This is a genomic window from Limnobacter sp. (assembly GCF_046297615.1).
Lineage (GTDB): Bacteria > Pseudomonadota > Gammaproteobacteria > Burkholderiales > Burkholderiaceae_B > Limnobacter.
The window spans coordinates 528573-543802 of sequence record NZ_JBKBHM010000001.1 but is presented as its reverse complement, the minus strand read 5'-3'; the positions used below and the strand labels follow the sequence as shown (position 1 = coordinate 543802).

Below are 15230 nucleotides of genomic sequence, written 5' to 3'. Positions count from 1 at the left end.
TTCTAAGCTCAGGCTCATGCGTTGAGCCTGAGGTTCATCACATGCGGAACACACCAAAGCGAGTTTCCGGAATTTCAGCATTCAGGCTGGCAGACAAGGCCATGCCCACAATACGCCGGGTGTCTGCCGGGTCGATCAAGCCGTCGTCCCACAAACGGGCAGTGGCGTAATAGGGCTGGCTTTGCTCTTCAAACTGCTTCAAGGTGGGGGCCTTGAATGCGGCCTCTTCCTCGGCACTCCAGGTGCCGCCCTTGCTTTCAATTTGTGCGCGCTTCACGGTGGCCAACACACCTGCAGCCTGTTCGCCGCCCATGACGCTGATGCGGGCATTGGGCCACATCCACATAAACCGTGGGCTGTAGGCTCGGCCACACATGCCGTAGTTTCCGGCACCGAATGAGCCGCCAATCACCACAGTGAATTTCGGCACCTTGGCGCAGGACACCGCCATCACCATTTTGGCACCGTGGCGGGCAATGCCCTCGTTCTCGGCCTTTTTGCCGACCATGAACCCGGTGATGTTCTGCAAAAACAGCAATGGAATTTTGCGCTGGCAGCACAACTCGATGAAGTGCGCGCCCTTCTGGGCAGACTCTGAGAACAGAATGCCGTTGTTGGCCACAATGCCAACAGGCATGCCATACAGGCGGGCAAAGCCACACACCAAGGTGGTGCCATAGCGGGCTTTGAATTCGTCGAACTCGCTGCCGTCCACCAAGCGTGCAATGATGTCGCGTACATCAAAAGGCTTCTTGGTGTCGGTGGGCACAATGCCGTACATTTCCTCGGCGGGGTACAGTGGCTCACGGCTATCCAGCACAGCCCACGGCAATGGCTTGGGCCCACGGCCCAGGTTGGCCACAATGCGGCGCGCAATCTGCAAAGCGTGTTGGTCGTTTTCTGCAAAGTGGTCGGCGACGCCCGACAGGCGGGTGTGCACATCGGCCCCGCCCAATTCTTCGGCACTCACTTCCTCACCGGTGGCCGCTTTCACCAAGGGGGGGCCACCGAGAAAAATTGTCGCCTGCTTTTTAACGATGACGGTTTCATCGCTCATGGCGGGTACGTATGCACCACCAGCGGTGCAACTGCCCATCACCACGGCAATTTGCGCAATGCCTTGTGCGCTCATGTTGGCTTGGTTGAAGAAGATGCGGCCAAAGTGGTCTTTGTCCGGGAACACTTCATCCTGATTGGGCAAATTGGCCCCGCCAGAATCCACGAGATAAATACACGGCAGGTTGTTTTCTGCCGCAACCTCCTGTGCGCGCAAATGCTTTTTCACGCTCAGGGGGTAATAGGTACCGCCTTTCACGGTGGCGTCGTTGCACACAATCATGCAGTCCACACCGCTGACCCGGCCTATGCCTGCAATGGCACCGGCACCGGGCGCAGCGTTGTCGTACAGGCCCCAAGCGGCCAACGGGGCCAACTCAAGGAAGGGGGAACCCGGGTCCAGCAAACCGGCCACCCGTTCACGCGGCAGCAGTTTGCCCCGCGCAGTGTGTTTGGCTTGGGCGCTGGGCCCACCGCCCTGGGCCACCGCAGCCAGGCGTTCGCGCAACTGCGCGACCAAGGCCTGCATCGCCTGCTGGTTGCCCGAAAAATCGGGCCGGGCCTGTACGTTGTTGTGCTCGAGTACGCCCATCAGAACGGCCCTTCCACCACCCAACGGCGCAGTTGCTCCATGCGGTCCTGGCCCCAGAAATGCTCGCCATCCACCACGAAATACGGTGCGCCGAACATGCCCACATCGATCGACTCTTGTACGGCGGCCCGCAATGCCGCTTTGATGGCTTCGTCGTTGTTGGCTGCGGCCAGGGCTGTACCGTCCAGGCCCATGGCATCGGCCACGGCCTTCACCCCGTCCTCGGTGGTGATGTCCTGCCCCTGCACGAAGTACGCGCGGTACAAGGCGCGGGTGAAATCGCCCACCTGCGAAGGCGATGTTTCGGCCAGTTTGAGAATGGCGCGGGACGCAGTGGTCGCATTGATCGGAAACTGCTTGGGCCAGTTGATGGTGAGGCCATGGAAACGCGCCGTGCGGGCGAAGTCGCGGGCGGAATACTTGCCCTTGGCAGGCACCATCATGGGGGCGGAATTGCCAGTGGCCTTGAAAATGAAGCCCAACAGGGTGGGCTTGTAATTCACGGTGCGTTGGCCTGCACGTGCAATGTCTTCAATGACTTCAGCAGCGACATAGCTGTATGGGCTGGTGAGGTCAAAATAAAAATCAATCGTTTGTTTGGTTGTCATGGCACAACATTCCCCCTTTGGCTGCCTTGATTCTAGCGGAAGTGATGACCAAAACGGGTGATTTGATTCGATTCAGCTTGGCTTGACCATGGTCAAACCGGGGCGTTTACGGCCTGCACCACCCACTTTGTGAGTAGGAATTCGGCTGATGGACAAGCCAGAACCAGCCCCGTATAACGAATGATGTATCACCCAGGGTGACTGATGACGTTGACATCATGAAGCCCTTCAACTGCTCAGGAGTCCTCATGCACGCATCCCTTGCCCTGCTGTCCCGGCCCATGTTGATTGGCATGCTGGCTTTGGCTGCCCCCTTGTTTCACCAAACTGCATTGGCCGAACAGGAAGAAGTACGCTTCACGCAAGAGGTGCCTGCGCGCCCGATTGACGAATTCGCATGGCTGGATTGCATGCAAGCCGCCATGTCTGAAGACACGCTTCTACAGCAGTTCAAAGACCGGGGAGCCTTCCCGCTGGCGCGTGCATTGCTGGTGCTGGGGCGGCTTGATTTGATCGGCCTGGATGGCAACCGAGACCCGTTTGAGGTGAGTACGCTGGAAACACCCTTGGGCGGAGACTTCGCCGTGGACATGGAGGAAGCGGTGGGTTTTGTACAAACCAACCGGTTTGGGCGCACCAGCCGCTTCGACAGGCCAAGCCGCTTTGACCGGGTCAGCCTGTTTGACCAACCCAGCCGGGCAGAACAACGCCGTGCGGAACAGCAAAGGCTGATCAGCGCACGGCGGGCACCCTCACGTTTTGGGCGACTGTAAGCGCCCAATGCGAGGGTAAATCAGGCTGCTTTCGCAGCGGCCTTGCGGGCGGGCTTTTTGGCCGCCTTGGGTGCAGACGCCTGCACAGCCACTGACTCGAACTTCAGGAACTCGTCTTCCAACGCCCCCTTCTTGAGCACGGGGCGGTCAGCCAGGTAGTTGTTTTCGATGTTCCAAGGGTACGCTTCGCCCTGCTTGGGCAGGCGGTCGGCGGCACGTTTCATGTAACCAGCCTCCAGGTCGAACAGCGGCTTGGCTGTGGTGCCAACACCTTCGGCACTGGGCACCACTTTGTTGGCGCCTTTGGCATCCATGTGGTTGATGACGCGGCACATGAACTCGGCGGCCAAGTCGGCCTTCAGCGTCCACGAGGCGTTGGTGTAACCAAACACCATCCCGAAGTTGGGAATGCCACTCATCATCACGCCTTTGTAGCTCAGTGTCTGGTCCGGCGTCAGGCTCTGGCCATCCACCTCCAGTGCCATGCCGCCCAGAATCTGCAGGTCCAGACCGGTGGCGGTTACCACCACATCGGCTTCCAACACCTGGCCGCTTTTCAGTTTGATGCCTTCCTTGACGAAGGTGTCAATGTGGTCGGTCACAATGTCGGCCTTGCCGTCTTTGAGCACTTTGAAAAGGTCACCGTCAGGCACCACGCACAGGCGCTGGTCCCAAGGGTTGTAACTGGGGGTGAAGTGCTTCATGTCGAAACCCTTGCCCATGCGCAGGCGGGTTGCGCCCAGCAGCAGGCGCTTGATGGCCTTGGGGCGCTCTTTGGACAGCTTGAAAATCAGCCGCTGCAAGGCAATGTTGCGGGCACGGCCCAAGTTGTACACCACGGTGTCGGGCAGGAATTTTTTCAGCACCACAGACAGTGGGTCCACCGAGGGGATGGACGCAATGTAGGTGGGCGAGCGCTGCAGCATGGTCACATGCCCGGCCTTGTCAGACATGGCAGGCACCAGCGTGATGGCTGTGGCACCCGAGCCGATGACCACCACCTTCTTGCCGGTGTAGTCAAGGTTTTCTGGCCATTGTTGGGGGTGGACCACGGTGCCTTTGAATTTGGACAAGCCGGGGAATTCAGGCGCATAGCCTTGGTCGTAGTTGTAATAGCCGGTGCAGCCAATCAGGTACTGGCTGGTGAAGGTTTCGGTTTTGCTGGTTTCCTCATTCAACGCTTCCACTGTCCACTGGCATTGTTGGGTGTTCCACTTGGCGCTGACCACTTTCAGGCCGAAATGGATGTCCTCGGTCACGCCGAATTCTTGGGCAGCTTCGGTCACGTATTCGCGGATTTCCTGACCGTTGGCCAGCACTTTCTCGCCTTTCCAGGGCTTGAAGCTGTAGCCCAAGGTGAACATGTCAGAGTCAGACCGAATACCGGGGTAACGGAACAAATCCCATGTTCCGCCAATGGCTTTGCGGCGTTCCAGCACGGCAATGCTTTTGCCCTTGCAGAATTTTTTGATGTGGCAGGCAGCACCGATGCCAGAAAGTCCGGCTCCGATAATCAGTACATCGACGTGTGGATTGGCCATGGTTGTCCCCTGTGGTTGACCTTTATATTGTGACATTGTTCATTGTCACTTTATAGAATAGTAGCGTTGTTGTCCGCTTGGCTAGGAATAATTACTCTAAACTTGAACTCATCATTACACAGTAAGGTTGAAGATGGAATTTCTGGATGCACTGAAAGCCCGGCACAGCGTTCGAGCCTTTGATACACGCCCTGTCCCACAACACCTGCTGGACAACATTCTTCAGCAAGCGGCGCTCTCGCCCAGTTGGTCCAACACCCATCCTTACCGGCTGGCTTTGGCCACCGGGCCCGTGCTGGAAAGCCTGCGTGAGGAGCTGTACAGCCGCTTTCAACGCACCATCGCCCTGCAGCGTGGTGGCAAATTGGCTCAACTGAAGGGCCTACTGACGCGCGACCCAGGCATTCCGGATGGCGACGTAAAACCCGTGGTGAATTACCCGAAAGACCTACAGGCCCGCCGGGTGGAGTGTGGCAAAGGCCTGTACGGTGTGTTGGGCGTTGCGCGCAACGACTTGAAAGCGCGTGACCAAGCCATGGCCGACAACTTCCGCCTGTTTGGCGCGCCCGCCGCCGTGTTCGTGTTTGTGCACGAGGGTGTGGGCATCTACAGCGCGCTGGACGCGGGCCTGTACTTGCAAAGTTTGATGCTGGCCGCCACCAATGCGGGCCTGGGCAGTTGCGCCCAAGGGGCTTTGGGCCTGTTCCGCAGCCCCTTGGACAAGCACTTTGACATCCCCAAGCAATACAAACTGCTGTGCGGCGTGGCCTTGGGCTACGAACTGGATGTTCCGGTGAACAAGTTTCAACCGGAAAAGATCAAGGCCTCAGAATTGTTGTTGCCTTTGAAATGACCACATGAGCCTGAGCCTCAATACGTGAATCCGAGGCTCATGCTCAGGCTTTCCTGATTCATGTAAATTTTCTCGACGGGCCCCGGCACAGGCAAAGCCGATGGGCCGGTTACGCTGACCTCGGGCGCACGCATGTAGTGCGCCGACAACTCGGCTGATGGGCTCAATTTGTACGTGAAACCTGCGGTGTAGTGTTTGGTGACCACGCCAGGCGCCAAGATGTTGAAGGTCACATCCTCGCTGCCTACCGGGTTGTTGCCCTTGTTGTAACCGGCCCGCAACGTCAGGTTCTGCGTGGCCGCGTACTCAAGGCCAAACTTGCGGACCAACACATCGCTCCAGCCGAATCCCGGGCCGTTTTCAGTGCCCAAACAGTTACAACCCGGCGTAGCGCCGTCGCGGGAATTGCCCACCGAGGCCACTTCGCTGAACAGAATTTTGTTCACATCAGCCGCCAGCCGCAGCGAATTGGTCACCTTCCAGGACACGCCCACACCTTTGTTGGTCGGAATGTCAAAGTCACCACCGCCCGCGAACAAGCCTGAATACTCTTTGAACTTGCTCATGTCGATGCGGGGCGAATAACTCAGGCCCACATTCACCGGGCCGAAGGTGCCCAAGTAGCCGACCCGGTAACCACGGCCCTGGCTGCCACTGGTGCCGTTGTTGGTGAGCTTGGAGGAATCCGAGCTGTAACCAAAGCTGCCAAACAATTGCAGGCCTTGGGCGTAAAAGCGTTGGTAAACAAACAGCGGCGACACACCAAGGGCGTGATTGTCGTTGATGCGCACAGCCAGCGTCGGCGCAACCACCAACTGCTCCAGGTTCACGCCTGCTGGGCCACTGCCACACAAGGGGTTGCCCCGACCGCCGGACAGCAGGCTGGTGGGGCAGGTGGCAGTGTTGCCACGCTGGTAATCGGTGTTCAAGCCACCGTTGCCGTAGATGGTCACCCCTGCGGTGATGCGTTGGCTCAGTTTTCGGCTGACGCCGAAGTCGGGAATGATGAACAGGTTGCGGTCGCTTTTTTCGGAGAAATCAAATTGCCCCAACGGCCCGCCCGTGCGCTCGGCACCCCGGCGGGGTACAAAAGCATCGAAACCTGCGTCAAAACGATTGCCCACATCGGCCAGCAAAGCCGGGTTGTTGGCACCGGCCATGGTGTCATCGGCAATCGCCAGCGATGCGCCACCGCGCCCTTTGGCCTTGGTGCCATAGCCGTGGGAAAAATAACCGTTCGTGGCATACGCAGAAGTTGCAGCCAACAGCAAAGCCAAGGCAAGGCCAGCGGGACGCAGCCTGCCAATCAAAATGGAGTGCATGAGAAGGTCTCTGTCAGATCAAGTACGAGGTGCCGTTGAACCGGCAATTTCCCGCAGTCTATAACAGCACCCTCTCGGGACCAACACCATTTTTGGAATGGCTTTATACCCAAAAACCGTCAGTAATTTACTGGCTTGGCAACGCAATGCTCCGCTTGCGGAACCGGTTGGTGAACCGAATGGCCTCGGCGTAGGGGAAGATGTCTTCAATGTGACCATCGGCCACACGCTCTTTGCGGGCCTGCCAGAATTCATAGGTCAGCAGGTCGGCGTGCTTGTCCAGAAATGCACGGCGCACCCGGCGGTCACCGAGCAGGAACTGGCCAAACTCCTCGGGAAACACATCTTTGGGCCCCACGGTGTACCAAGGCTCGGACGACATTTCCGCCTCGGGGTTGGGGGCCTCGGGAATGCGCCGGAAATTGCAGTCGCTCATGTACTCGATTTCGTCGTAGTCGTAGAACACCACGCGCCCCAAGCGGGTCACACCAAAGTTCTTGAACAGCATGTCTCCCGGGAAAATATTGGCCGCCGCCAACTGCTTGATGGCATTGCCGTACTCGGTGATGCCGTGTTCCACCTCGGCGTCAGTGCCTTGCTGCAGGTAAATGTTCAACGGTGTCATCCGGCGCTCGATGTACAGGTGCTTGATCACCACCATGTCACCTTCAATGCTCAGTGAACTCTCGCAGGTGTCTTTCAAGTGGTCGAGCAATTCAGTGGAAAAGCGGTCCAGGGGCAAGCCCACATGGCTGTATTCCCACGTGTCGGCCATGCGGCCCACACGGTCGTGCCACTTCACCAACTGGTACTTCTGCATCACGCCGGCGCGGTCAATTTCCTTGGACGGTGCAATTTTGTCCTTGATCAACTTGAACACATACGGGTAAGACGGCAAGGTAAACACCGCCATCACCAAACCCTTGATGCCGGGCGCCACAATGAACTCGTCATGGCTGTGCTTCAGGTGGTGAAGGAAATCGCGATAGAACAGCGTTTTGCCCTGCTTTTGCAAACCCAGCATGGTGTACATCTCGGCCTTGGGTTTGTTGGGCAGCAAGGTGCGCAAAAACTGCACATAGGCCCCCGGCGTTTCCATGTCCACCAAAAAGTAAGCCCGCGTGAAGCTGAACAGCGTGGCAATCTGCTGTACGTTGAACAATACTGTATCCAGGTACAAGCGTCCGCTGGAATCCCTCAGAATCGGAATGGCGAAGGGCTGTGGCATGTTGGCATTGATGAACTTGCCAATGATGTAAGCGCCCTTGTTGCGAAAGAACAGGCTGGACATCACCTGAATCTGGCAGTCCGGGTCAATCTTGATGGGCCGGGGCATCACCTGCCGCGTGGCATGCACCACGTAGCGAAGATCACGCTCCAGGTCCACGAAAGGCGCCTTCAGATCGAAGTCTTGAATCAGCTTGCGCAGCGATTGGCGTATGCCACCATACAGCGGGTTGGCCGGGTAATAGCTGCGGTATGAGGGTGGGTTGCTCTCCACATACTCGGTACTCACCGCCGGGCGCACAAACAGGAAGCGGTTGTGAAAGTAGTCCCGGTGCAGAATTTTCGTGACCGCGGAATTGAAAAACGTTTCGGCCAGCTCGGGCTGCTTGTGGTCCACCAGATAAGTCACGAAACGGGTCTTGATTTTCTGCCACACGGACTCGGACTGCAGTAATGGGCCGTAATTGCGTCGAATCTGGTCGACCGCCTCCTTCACGCGCTCATCGTAGAAATCAATACGGTCACGGGCCAAGCGCTGGATCAGGTGCCAGTCGCCTTCCTCGAACAGCTTTTTCGCCTGCTGTGCACAGTAACGAAACAAGCGGTAGTGCTTGTCAAAGCCCGCCAAAATATCCGCGGCCACTTTTTTGGACAACTCGCGTTCGGCTTCTTCGCTTAGGCCGCTGTGCTCGCTCAACTCACCGGTGGCTTCGTCGTCCAGGGTTTTGATGTCAAAGGGCAAAGAGCTCATCGCGTGATCCGAAAGTGAGTGGTTGCTTCCGATTCTACGCAAAAGGGCTTTACAAAGGCTGACAAGCCCAAAAAACGGCCGCCAGCCTGTCTACTTTAGAGCGTTTCCGCAAACAACTCCCGGCCAATCAGCATGCGGCGAATTTCACTGGTGCCCGCGCCGATTTCATACAGCTTGGCATCGCGCCACAAACGCCCGGTGGGGTAGTCGTTGATGTAACCATTGCCACCCAGAATCTGAATGGACTCGCCAGCCATCCAGGTGGCCTTCTCCGCTGAAAACAAAATGGCGCCTGCACAGTCCTTGCGCAGTTTGCGCACTGTCTCGGGCGTGGCTTTGTCGCAGGCTTTGCCAACCTGGTACACATAAGCCCGCGTGGCCATCATGGTGGAATACATGTCGGCCAACTTGCCTTGTATCAACTGGAATTCGCCGATGCTTTGGCCAAACTGCTTGCGGTCGTGCACATAGGGCACCACCACATCCATGGCTGCCGCCATAATCCCCAAAGGCCCACCGCTCAGCACGGCGCGCTCAAAATCCAGCCCGCTCATCAGCACATTCACGCCGTTACCCACGCGGCCCAGCACATGGGTTTCAGGCACCTCGCAGTCTTCAAACACCAATTCACCGGTGTGGCTGCCACGCATGCCCAGCTTGTCCAGCTTCTGGGCCACCGAGAAGCCCTTGAAACCTTTCTCGATCAGGAATGCAGTAATTCCGCGCGGCCCGGCGGCCAAATCGGTTTTTGCATACACCACCAGCACATCTGCGTCCGGCCCGTTGGTGATCCACATCTTGCTGCCATTGAGCACGTAGCGGTCGCCTTGTTTATCGGCGCGCAATTGCATGCTGACCACGTCCGACCCCGCATTGGGCTCGCTCATGGCCAACGCACCAATGTGCTCGCCAGAAATCAACTTGGGTAGGAAGGTGTTGCGTTGCCATTCATTGCCATTGCGGCGAATCTGGTTCACGCACAGGTTGGAATGGGCACCATAACTCAGTGCCACCGATGCGCTGGCGCGGGAAATCTCCTCCATCGCCACAATGTGCGCCAGGTAACCCATGCCCGAACCGCCCAGCTCCTCCTCAACTGTCAGGCCCAGCAGGCCCATGTCCCCCAATTTGCGCCACAAGTGCATGGGAAATTGATCGGTGCGGTCCAATTCTGTAGCCAGTGGTGCAATCTCTTTTTGCGCAAAGGCTTGCACTGCATCTCGCAAAGCGTCGATGTCATCGCCGAGTTCAAATTGCAGGCCGGGTACGTTCAACATGGGGCAAGTCTCCTGTGTTTTGCATTCTTTGGCTTAATGATGCCCTACAATCGAACGATTGTTCGAATTAGGCGGCGCATTTCGCGGCGCATCCTCCGAGTCACTCACCACAGCACAGACACCCATGGGAATTGAACGCCTTTACGAACCCCCGGCGATTGGCCAACCCTTTGAAGTGGCCCCCGGCGTTCATTGGTTACGCCTGCCTTTGCCTTTCGCGCTGGATCACATCAATGTCTGGCTGCTGGAAGAAGCGAACCAATACACCTTGGTAGACACCGGCGTTGGCCTGCCCGACGTACAAGCCATCTGGGCGGGGCTGTCTGAAAAACTGTTCAAGAACAAACCTCTGGGCCGCATCATTGTGACGCACGCCCACCCCGACCACATTGGCATGGCTGGCCCACTGGCACGGCAGTTCGGCCTGCAGGTGCACATGTCTGCAGCGGAGTACTTCATTGCCCGCAGCCTGTGCGCCAACCTGCCCGGGTTTGATGGCCAAACACTGGGCAACTTCCTGGCCGAACACGGCTTGGCCCATGAGCAAAAGGCCGAAGAAACCCGCGAGGCCCGGGGTGGCCTGTTTGCGCGCCTGGTGCCCGAGCCGCCGCTGAGTTTTCACCGCATTCAGGAAGGCGACGTATTGACCATCGGCGGGCATGACTGGCGCTGCCTGACCGGTTTTGGCCACAGCCCCGAACACATCAGTCTGGTGTCTGAAAGCCAACAACTGATGATCAGCGGGGACATGCTGCTGCCCACCATCTCCACCAACGTCAGCGTGTACGGCACAGAACCCGAAGGCAACCCGCTCAAAGCCTTTCTGGCCAGCGTGCAACGTATGGCGGAACTGCCGAACACACTGACCGTGCTGCCCTCCCATGGCGTCCCCTTCAAGGGCGTGCATGACCGGTGTGCTCAATTGCTGCGCCACCATGACCACCGCTTGAGCGAACTGCGGGACGCCCTGCGCAATGGCCCGCTGTCAGCCCGCCAAGCCATCGCCGTGCTGTTTAAACGTGAAATGGACGGCCACCAAATGAGCTTTGCCATGGGCGAGGCCATCGCCCACCTTCACCACTTGTGGCACGCAGGCCAGGCAAAACGGGTTCAAGCGGACGGGGTCTGGAAGTTCGAAACCGCCTGATCGCCACCACCGCAGCACGAGTGGCAGCCGGGGCAGGTACACTGTTGCCGTTCGGCAAGCAGCGGCTTGCCCCTTTATATTGAGCACCTTGCCCCCATCTAGGGGCCTGTGTGTGCAACATCCCGAGCCTAAACCATGAGCAACACCCCTAAACCCATGATTCCCGTCACCATCCTCACCGGCTTTTTGGGCAGCGGCAAAACCACCCTGCTCAACCGCATCCTCAAGGAAAACCACGGCATGAAAATCGCTGTGATTGAAAATGAGTTTGGGGAAGAAGGCGTGGACAACGACCTGCTGATGCAAAACGAGCAGGAAAACATCGTGGAAATGAACAACGGCTGCCTGTGTTGCACCGTGCGGGGTGACTTGGTGCGCATTCTCGGCGACATGGCCAAACGGCGCGCTGCTGGCGAAATCAAATTCGACCGGGTAGTGATTGAAACCACCGGCATGGCGGACCCGGGCCCGGTGGCGCAAACCTTCTTCGTGGATGACGATGTGGCCGAGCACTATGTGCTGGACGCGGTGATTACCGTGGTCGACGCCAAACACGCCATGACACAACTGAGCGAGCACCGCGAAATTCAACAGCAAGTGGGCTTTGCTGACCGCCTGCTGCTGTCCAAAACCGACTTGGCCACCGAGGACGAGGTTCAGGTGCTGCGCAAACGCCTGGCCAAAATGAATGCCCGTGCCGAAGTGATGATCAGCGACCACGGCAAAGCCCCCGTCAACAAACTGCTGGATGTGCGTGGCTTTAACCTCAACTCCATTCTGGACATTGCCCCCGACTTCCTGGACGAGGACAAACATTCCCACAACGATGAAATCCAAAGCTTCGTTTTCAAAAGCGCCAAGCCCTTCGACGGGCAGAAGTTTGAAGAATTCATGGGCTCGGTCACCCAGGTGTATGGGCCCGACATGCTGCGCTACAAAGGCATTCTGAGCATCAAAGGCAGCGACCGCCGCGCACTCTTTCAGGGCGTTCATATGCTGATGGGGCTGGATTGGGGCCGCAAATGGGATGGGGCCGAGAAGAAAGAAAGCAAAATCGTGTTCATTGGGCGCAAATTGCCCAAGGACTTCATCACCCAAGGGTTAGAGCTTTGTCTGGCCCGATAATCGCTATACTGGTATATAGTGAACCAATCCCAAGCATTTGAGGCCTGACATGACAACGCAGAAAGTGCCCATCATCAGCGAGAAACAACTGCTCGCAATGTCTGACGATGATTACATGAACGACGTTCAATTGGCCTTTTTCCGGCAACGCCTTCAGGACATGGAAAAAGAACTGTTGGCCAACGCGGGCGAAACCACTGAACACTTGCGTGAAACCGTGGTGGTGCCCGACCCCGCCGACCGCGCCACCATCGAGGAAGAGCACGCGCTTGAACTGCGCACCCGAGACCGGGAACGCAAACTGCTCAAGAAAGTGCAGCAGTCCCTGCAGAAAATCGACAGTGGCGAATACGGCTGGTGCGAAGAAACAGGCGACCCCATCGGCTTGGCCCGTTTGCTGGCCCGCCCCACCGCCTCCCTGTCACTGGAAGCCCAGCAACGCCGGGAATTGAAGCAGCGGATGTACGGCGACTGAGTCACCCACAACACCAGGCTTGACCCAAAACCCCGCTTGTCGGGGTTTTTCTTTGTCTATCAGCAAACTGACATTGCAATGGCGAATATCGGACATTCGCAAACCCGCCACATTTTGCACAATTTAACGCAACAAACTTTTCTCTAAATTTTCCCTTTTTATTCAATAATTTAATTAAATTCAGAAATTAAATTACAGGGCTTTACTGACAGAAGTTGCGACTTGTGCGAATTGGCCTAGAGCATTTCCTCTGTTTTTATAAGGCAGGCAACAGAGATTGCCTACGTAAAAACTCAAAAAGGAAATCCCCTTTTTTACATTGGAGAGACAAATGGCCCTCGATGAACTGAAGTCCGGTTTGAACACTATCCCCGTGGTTGGTCCAGTGGTGGTTGGCGTGATCAACGCGCTGGAAGGCTTTGCCCCGGAAGCGCCCTCACTGCCGTCACTGCCCGGAGCACCGGAACTGCCCAGCCTGCCCACCAGCCCTGACGCTGTGGTTGCTGCACTGATGAGCCTGGCTGACGCATTGCCCAGCGAGCCACCTGCCCTGCCCTCTCTGCCCGGCGCACCTGAACTGCCGGTAGGCCCTGAAGACCTGGTCGCCCTGCTGACTGGCCTGGCCGCTGGCGAACTGCCAGGCGCCCCCGAACTGCCTGGCTTGCCCGGCGCACCTGAGCTGCCCACATTGAGCGCTGCCGAAGTGCCTTCCATCCCCGGCCTGCCCGAATTGCCAGGTCTGCCTTCACTGCCCGGTGCTCCCAGCCTGCCCGCAGGCCCTGAGGAACTGGTGGCTGCACTGACCGACCTGCTGGGCGGCGGATTGCCCGAACTGCCAGGCGGCGGCGGGCTTCCCGAGTCCCCGATCAGCTTCGAAGACGGCACGCTGACCATTTCTCTGGGCGGAGGCTCAGCCCCCATCGCCATCACCGCTTCACTGGGCGGGCTTGAAGCCCCTTCAGTTCCCGAACTGCCCCTGCCCGTCTGATCGCGGGTAGAAGCAGTGTTCATGGGGCCCGCCCGCCTCATGGACAGTGAGTTCAGTGGTATTCGGCCAGCTTGATGCTGGCCGTTTTTTATTCCTCAGCGCTGTTCTTCAAACTGAGGGCTAACTCATACACCTGGTTTTTGGGCCAACCGGTGGCCTTCACCGCAATCGACACCGCAGTCTTCAGCGGCACCTGCTCCAACAACGGGGCCAACCAATCAGACAGGCCGCCGGCAGCACTATCCTCGCCTGCGGCGCCTGCCGGTGGGCCCCCTGCAAACACCCACACCCATTCGCCCCGTGTCGCATTCGGGTCTGCGCGAACCTGGGCAATCACCTCCTGAATGCTTCCCCGGTAGAAGGTTTCAAATTGCTTGGTCATCTCACGGCCAGCGCACACCGCCCGGTCGGCAAGCCCAAGGGCCTCCAGGTCATCTGCCAGGCTCATTACCCGGTGTGGGGCCTCAAACACCACCTGGGGTTCTTCACAGGCCAACCAAGCCTGTAGCTGCGCGGTGCGCTCACGCCCTTTGGCAGGCAAAAACCCCCGGAACGTGAATGGGCCATCCACCAAACCGCTCGCCGCCACCGCGGTCAGCACACTGCTGGCCCCCGGCACCGGCACCACGGTGTACCCAGCCTCAGCCACCGCCCTGACCACAACCGCACCCGGGTCTGACACTGCGGGAGTCCCCGCGTCGCTCACCAAGGCCACCGACTCACCCTGCGCCAAACACTGGACAATGCCCTGCGCGCTCTGGTGTTCATTGTGGGCGTGATGTGCCATCAACGGCTTGCGCAGGCCGAGTTGCTCCAACAGGCGAGCCGTGTTGCGGGTGTCCTCGGCGGCAATCCGGTCCACCTGCGCCAGCACGCTACGTGCCCGGGGGGACAAATCACCCATATTGCCGATCGGCGTAGCCACCACAAAGAGTGATCCCGGACGCACTGCGTCAGAATCCGCGGAGGAAGAAGAATCAGGATGCGACATGGGCAAGGCAGAAAAGCGCTCTAAACGCGCATTGTCAGGCATTCCATGGGGTGCTGACAAACCTTCAGCGCCGGCGCAGCCACCGCTGCCTTGGCAGCCTGGGCGTCAACCACAAGCCCAGAAGGCGCCCAAACCCCGCCGATGGGACACCCAAGCGCTGGGCAACGATGGCGAAACCCGGGCTTTGCGCTGGCTGGAACGCCATGGGCTCGCACTGCTGGCCCGCAACCACCGCTGCCGCTGTGGCGAATTGGACCTCATCATGGCCGAGGGCGACACCGCTGTGATCGTGGAGGTGCGCCTGCGCAACAACCACTCCCACGGCACGGCGCTGGACACGGTCAACCGAGGGAAAATCCAGCGAATTGAGCGGTGCGCGAAACTTTGGTGGGTGACCCATGGTCAACATCATTACCGACATCTGCGTTTTGATGTGGTGGCTTTGCACCAGGACAATGAGCCCACTTGGCTGCCCAACGCCTGGCTGCCAGAGAGCTAACCCCT

Annotated in this window: 14 protein-coding genes; 7 read left to right on the top strand and 7 right to left on the bottom strand. The window is 58.3% G+C overall.

The features are described 5' to 3' along the window. Positions 1-37: 37 nt before the first annotated feature. The gene (locus tag ACK4FF_RS02455; protein ID WP_409704234.1) at positions 38-1648 is read right to left on the bottom strand and encodes a carboxyl transferase domain-containing protein; all 1611 of its coding nucleotides are present in this window, start codon (positions 1646-1648) and stop codon (positions 38-40) included. Then, on the bottom strand, positions 1648-2256 hold the full coding sequence (locus ACK4FF_RS02450; RefSeq protein WP_409704232.1) for a 2-hydroxychromene-2-carboxylate isomerase: 609 nt from the start codon (positions 2254-2256) through the stop codon (positions 1648-1650). The genes ACK4FF_RS02455 and ACK4FF_RS02450 overlap by 1 nt, the downstream gene beginning before the upstream one ends. Before the next feature lie 248 nt (positions 2257-2504). Between ACK4FF_RS02450 and ACK4FF_RS02445 the strand changes: the two genes are divergently transcribed. Then, positions 2505-3029, top strand: coding sequence for a hypothetical protein (locus tag ACK4FF_RS02445; protein WP_409704231.1), 525 nt, complete (start codon positions 2505-2507; stop codon positions 3027-3029). A gap of 20 nt (positions 3030-3049) precedes the next feature. Here ACK4FF_RS02445 and ACK4FF_RS02440 read toward each other — a convergent pair whose 3' ends face one another. Beyond that, the gene (locus ACK4FF_RS02440) at positions 3050-4570 is read right to left on the bottom strand and encodes a flavin-containing monooxygenase (RefSeq protein ID WP_409704229.1); all 1521 of its coding nucleotides are present in this window, start codon (positions 4568-4570) and stop codon (positions 3050-3052) included. 133 nt (positions 4571-4703) lie between these two features. On the opposite strand from ACK4FF_RS02440, the gene ACK4FF_RS02435 reads away from it, so the two are divergent. Next, the gene (locus ACK4FF_RS02435) at positions 4704-5423 is read left to right on the top strand and encodes a nitroreductase (RefSeq protein WP_409704227.1); all 720 of its coding nucleotides are present in this window, start codon (positions 4704-4706) and stop codon (positions 5421-5423) included. 17 nt (positions 5424-5440) lie between these two features. On the opposite strand, the gene ACK4FF_RS02430 is transcribed toward ACK4FF_RS02435, so the two are convergent. The 3 genes from ACK4FF_RS02430 to ACK4FF_RS02420 form a co-directional block, all read right to left on the bottom strand. Further along, the gene (locus tag ACK4FF_RS02430) at positions 5441-6745 is read right to left on the bottom strand and encodes an OmpP1/FadL family transporter (RefSeq protein ID WP_409704225.1); all 1305 of its coding nucleotides are present in this window, start codon (positions 6743-6745) and stop codon (positions 5441-5443) included. Between the two features lie 127 nt (positions 6746-6872). Next, positions 6873-8723 carry a bifunctional isocitrate dehydrogenase kinase/phosphatase gene (aceK, locus tag ACK4FF_RS02425; protein WP_409704223.1) on the bottom strand — a complete coding sequence of 617 codons (1851 nt, stop codon included), beginning with the start codon at positions 8721-8723 and terminating at the stop codon, positions 6873-6875. A 95-nt stretch (positions 8724-8818) separates the two neighbouring features. Then, positions 8819-10000, bottom strand: a complete 1182-nt coding sequence (locus ACK4FF_RS02420) for an isovaleryl-CoA dehydrogenase (protein WP_409704221.1) — start codon at positions 9998-10000, stop codon at positions 8819-8821. 124 nt (positions 10001-10124) lie between these two features. On the opposite strand from ACK4FF_RS02420, the gene ACK4FF_RS02415 reads away from it, so the two are divergent. From ACK4FF_RS02415 to ACK4FF_RS02400, 4 genes are all read left to right on the top strand, one after another. After that, positions 10125-11147 (top strand): MBL fold metallo-hydrolase, encoded by a 1023-nt coding sequence (locus ACK4FF_RS02415; protein ID WP_409704219.1) that lies wholly within the window; start codon positions 10125-10127, stop codon positions 11145-11147. A gap of 156 nt (positions 11148-11303) precedes the next feature. After that, on the top strand, positions 11304-12272 hold the full coding sequence (locus ACK4FF_RS02410) for a CobW family GTP-binding protein (RefSeq protein WP_409704835.1): 969 nt from the start codon (positions 11304-11306) through the stop codon (positions 12270-12272). Between the two features lie 49 nt (positions 12273-12321). Next, complete coding sequence (dksA, locus tag ACK4FF_RS02405; protein WP_409704217.1) at positions 12322-12747, top strand: RNA polymerase-binding protein DksA; 426 nt, start codon at positions 12322-12324, stop codon at positions 12745-12747. A 331-nt stretch (positions 12748-13078) separates the two neighbouring features. Further along, the gene (locus ACK4FF_RS02400) at positions 13079-13735 is read left to right on the top strand and encodes a hypothetical protein (protein WP_409704215.1); all 657 of its coding nucleotides are present in this window, start codon (positions 13079-13081) and stop codon (positions 13733-13735) included. Positions 13736-13823: 88 nt separating this feature from the next. Here ACK4FF_RS02400 and rsmI read toward each other — a convergent pair whose 3' ends face one another. After that, positions 13824-14726 carry a 16S rRNA (cytidine(1402)-2'-O)-methyltransferase gene (rsmI, locus tag ACK4FF_RS02395; RefSeq protein ID WP_409704213.1) on the bottom strand — a complete coding sequence of 301 codons (903 nt, stop codon included), beginning with the start codon at positions 14724-14726 and terminating at the stop codon, positions 13824-13826. Between rsmI and ACK4FF_RS02390 the strand changes: the two genes are divergently transcribed. Next, positions 14725-15225, top strand: a complete 501-nt coding sequence (locus ACK4FF_RS02390; protein WP_409704211.1) for a YraN family protein — start codon at positions 14725-14727, stop codon at positions 15223-15225. The two genes, rsmI and ACK4FF_RS02390, sit on opposite strands and share 2 nt — an antisense overlap. The last annotated feature ends 5 nt before the right edge of the window (positions 15226-15230 follow it).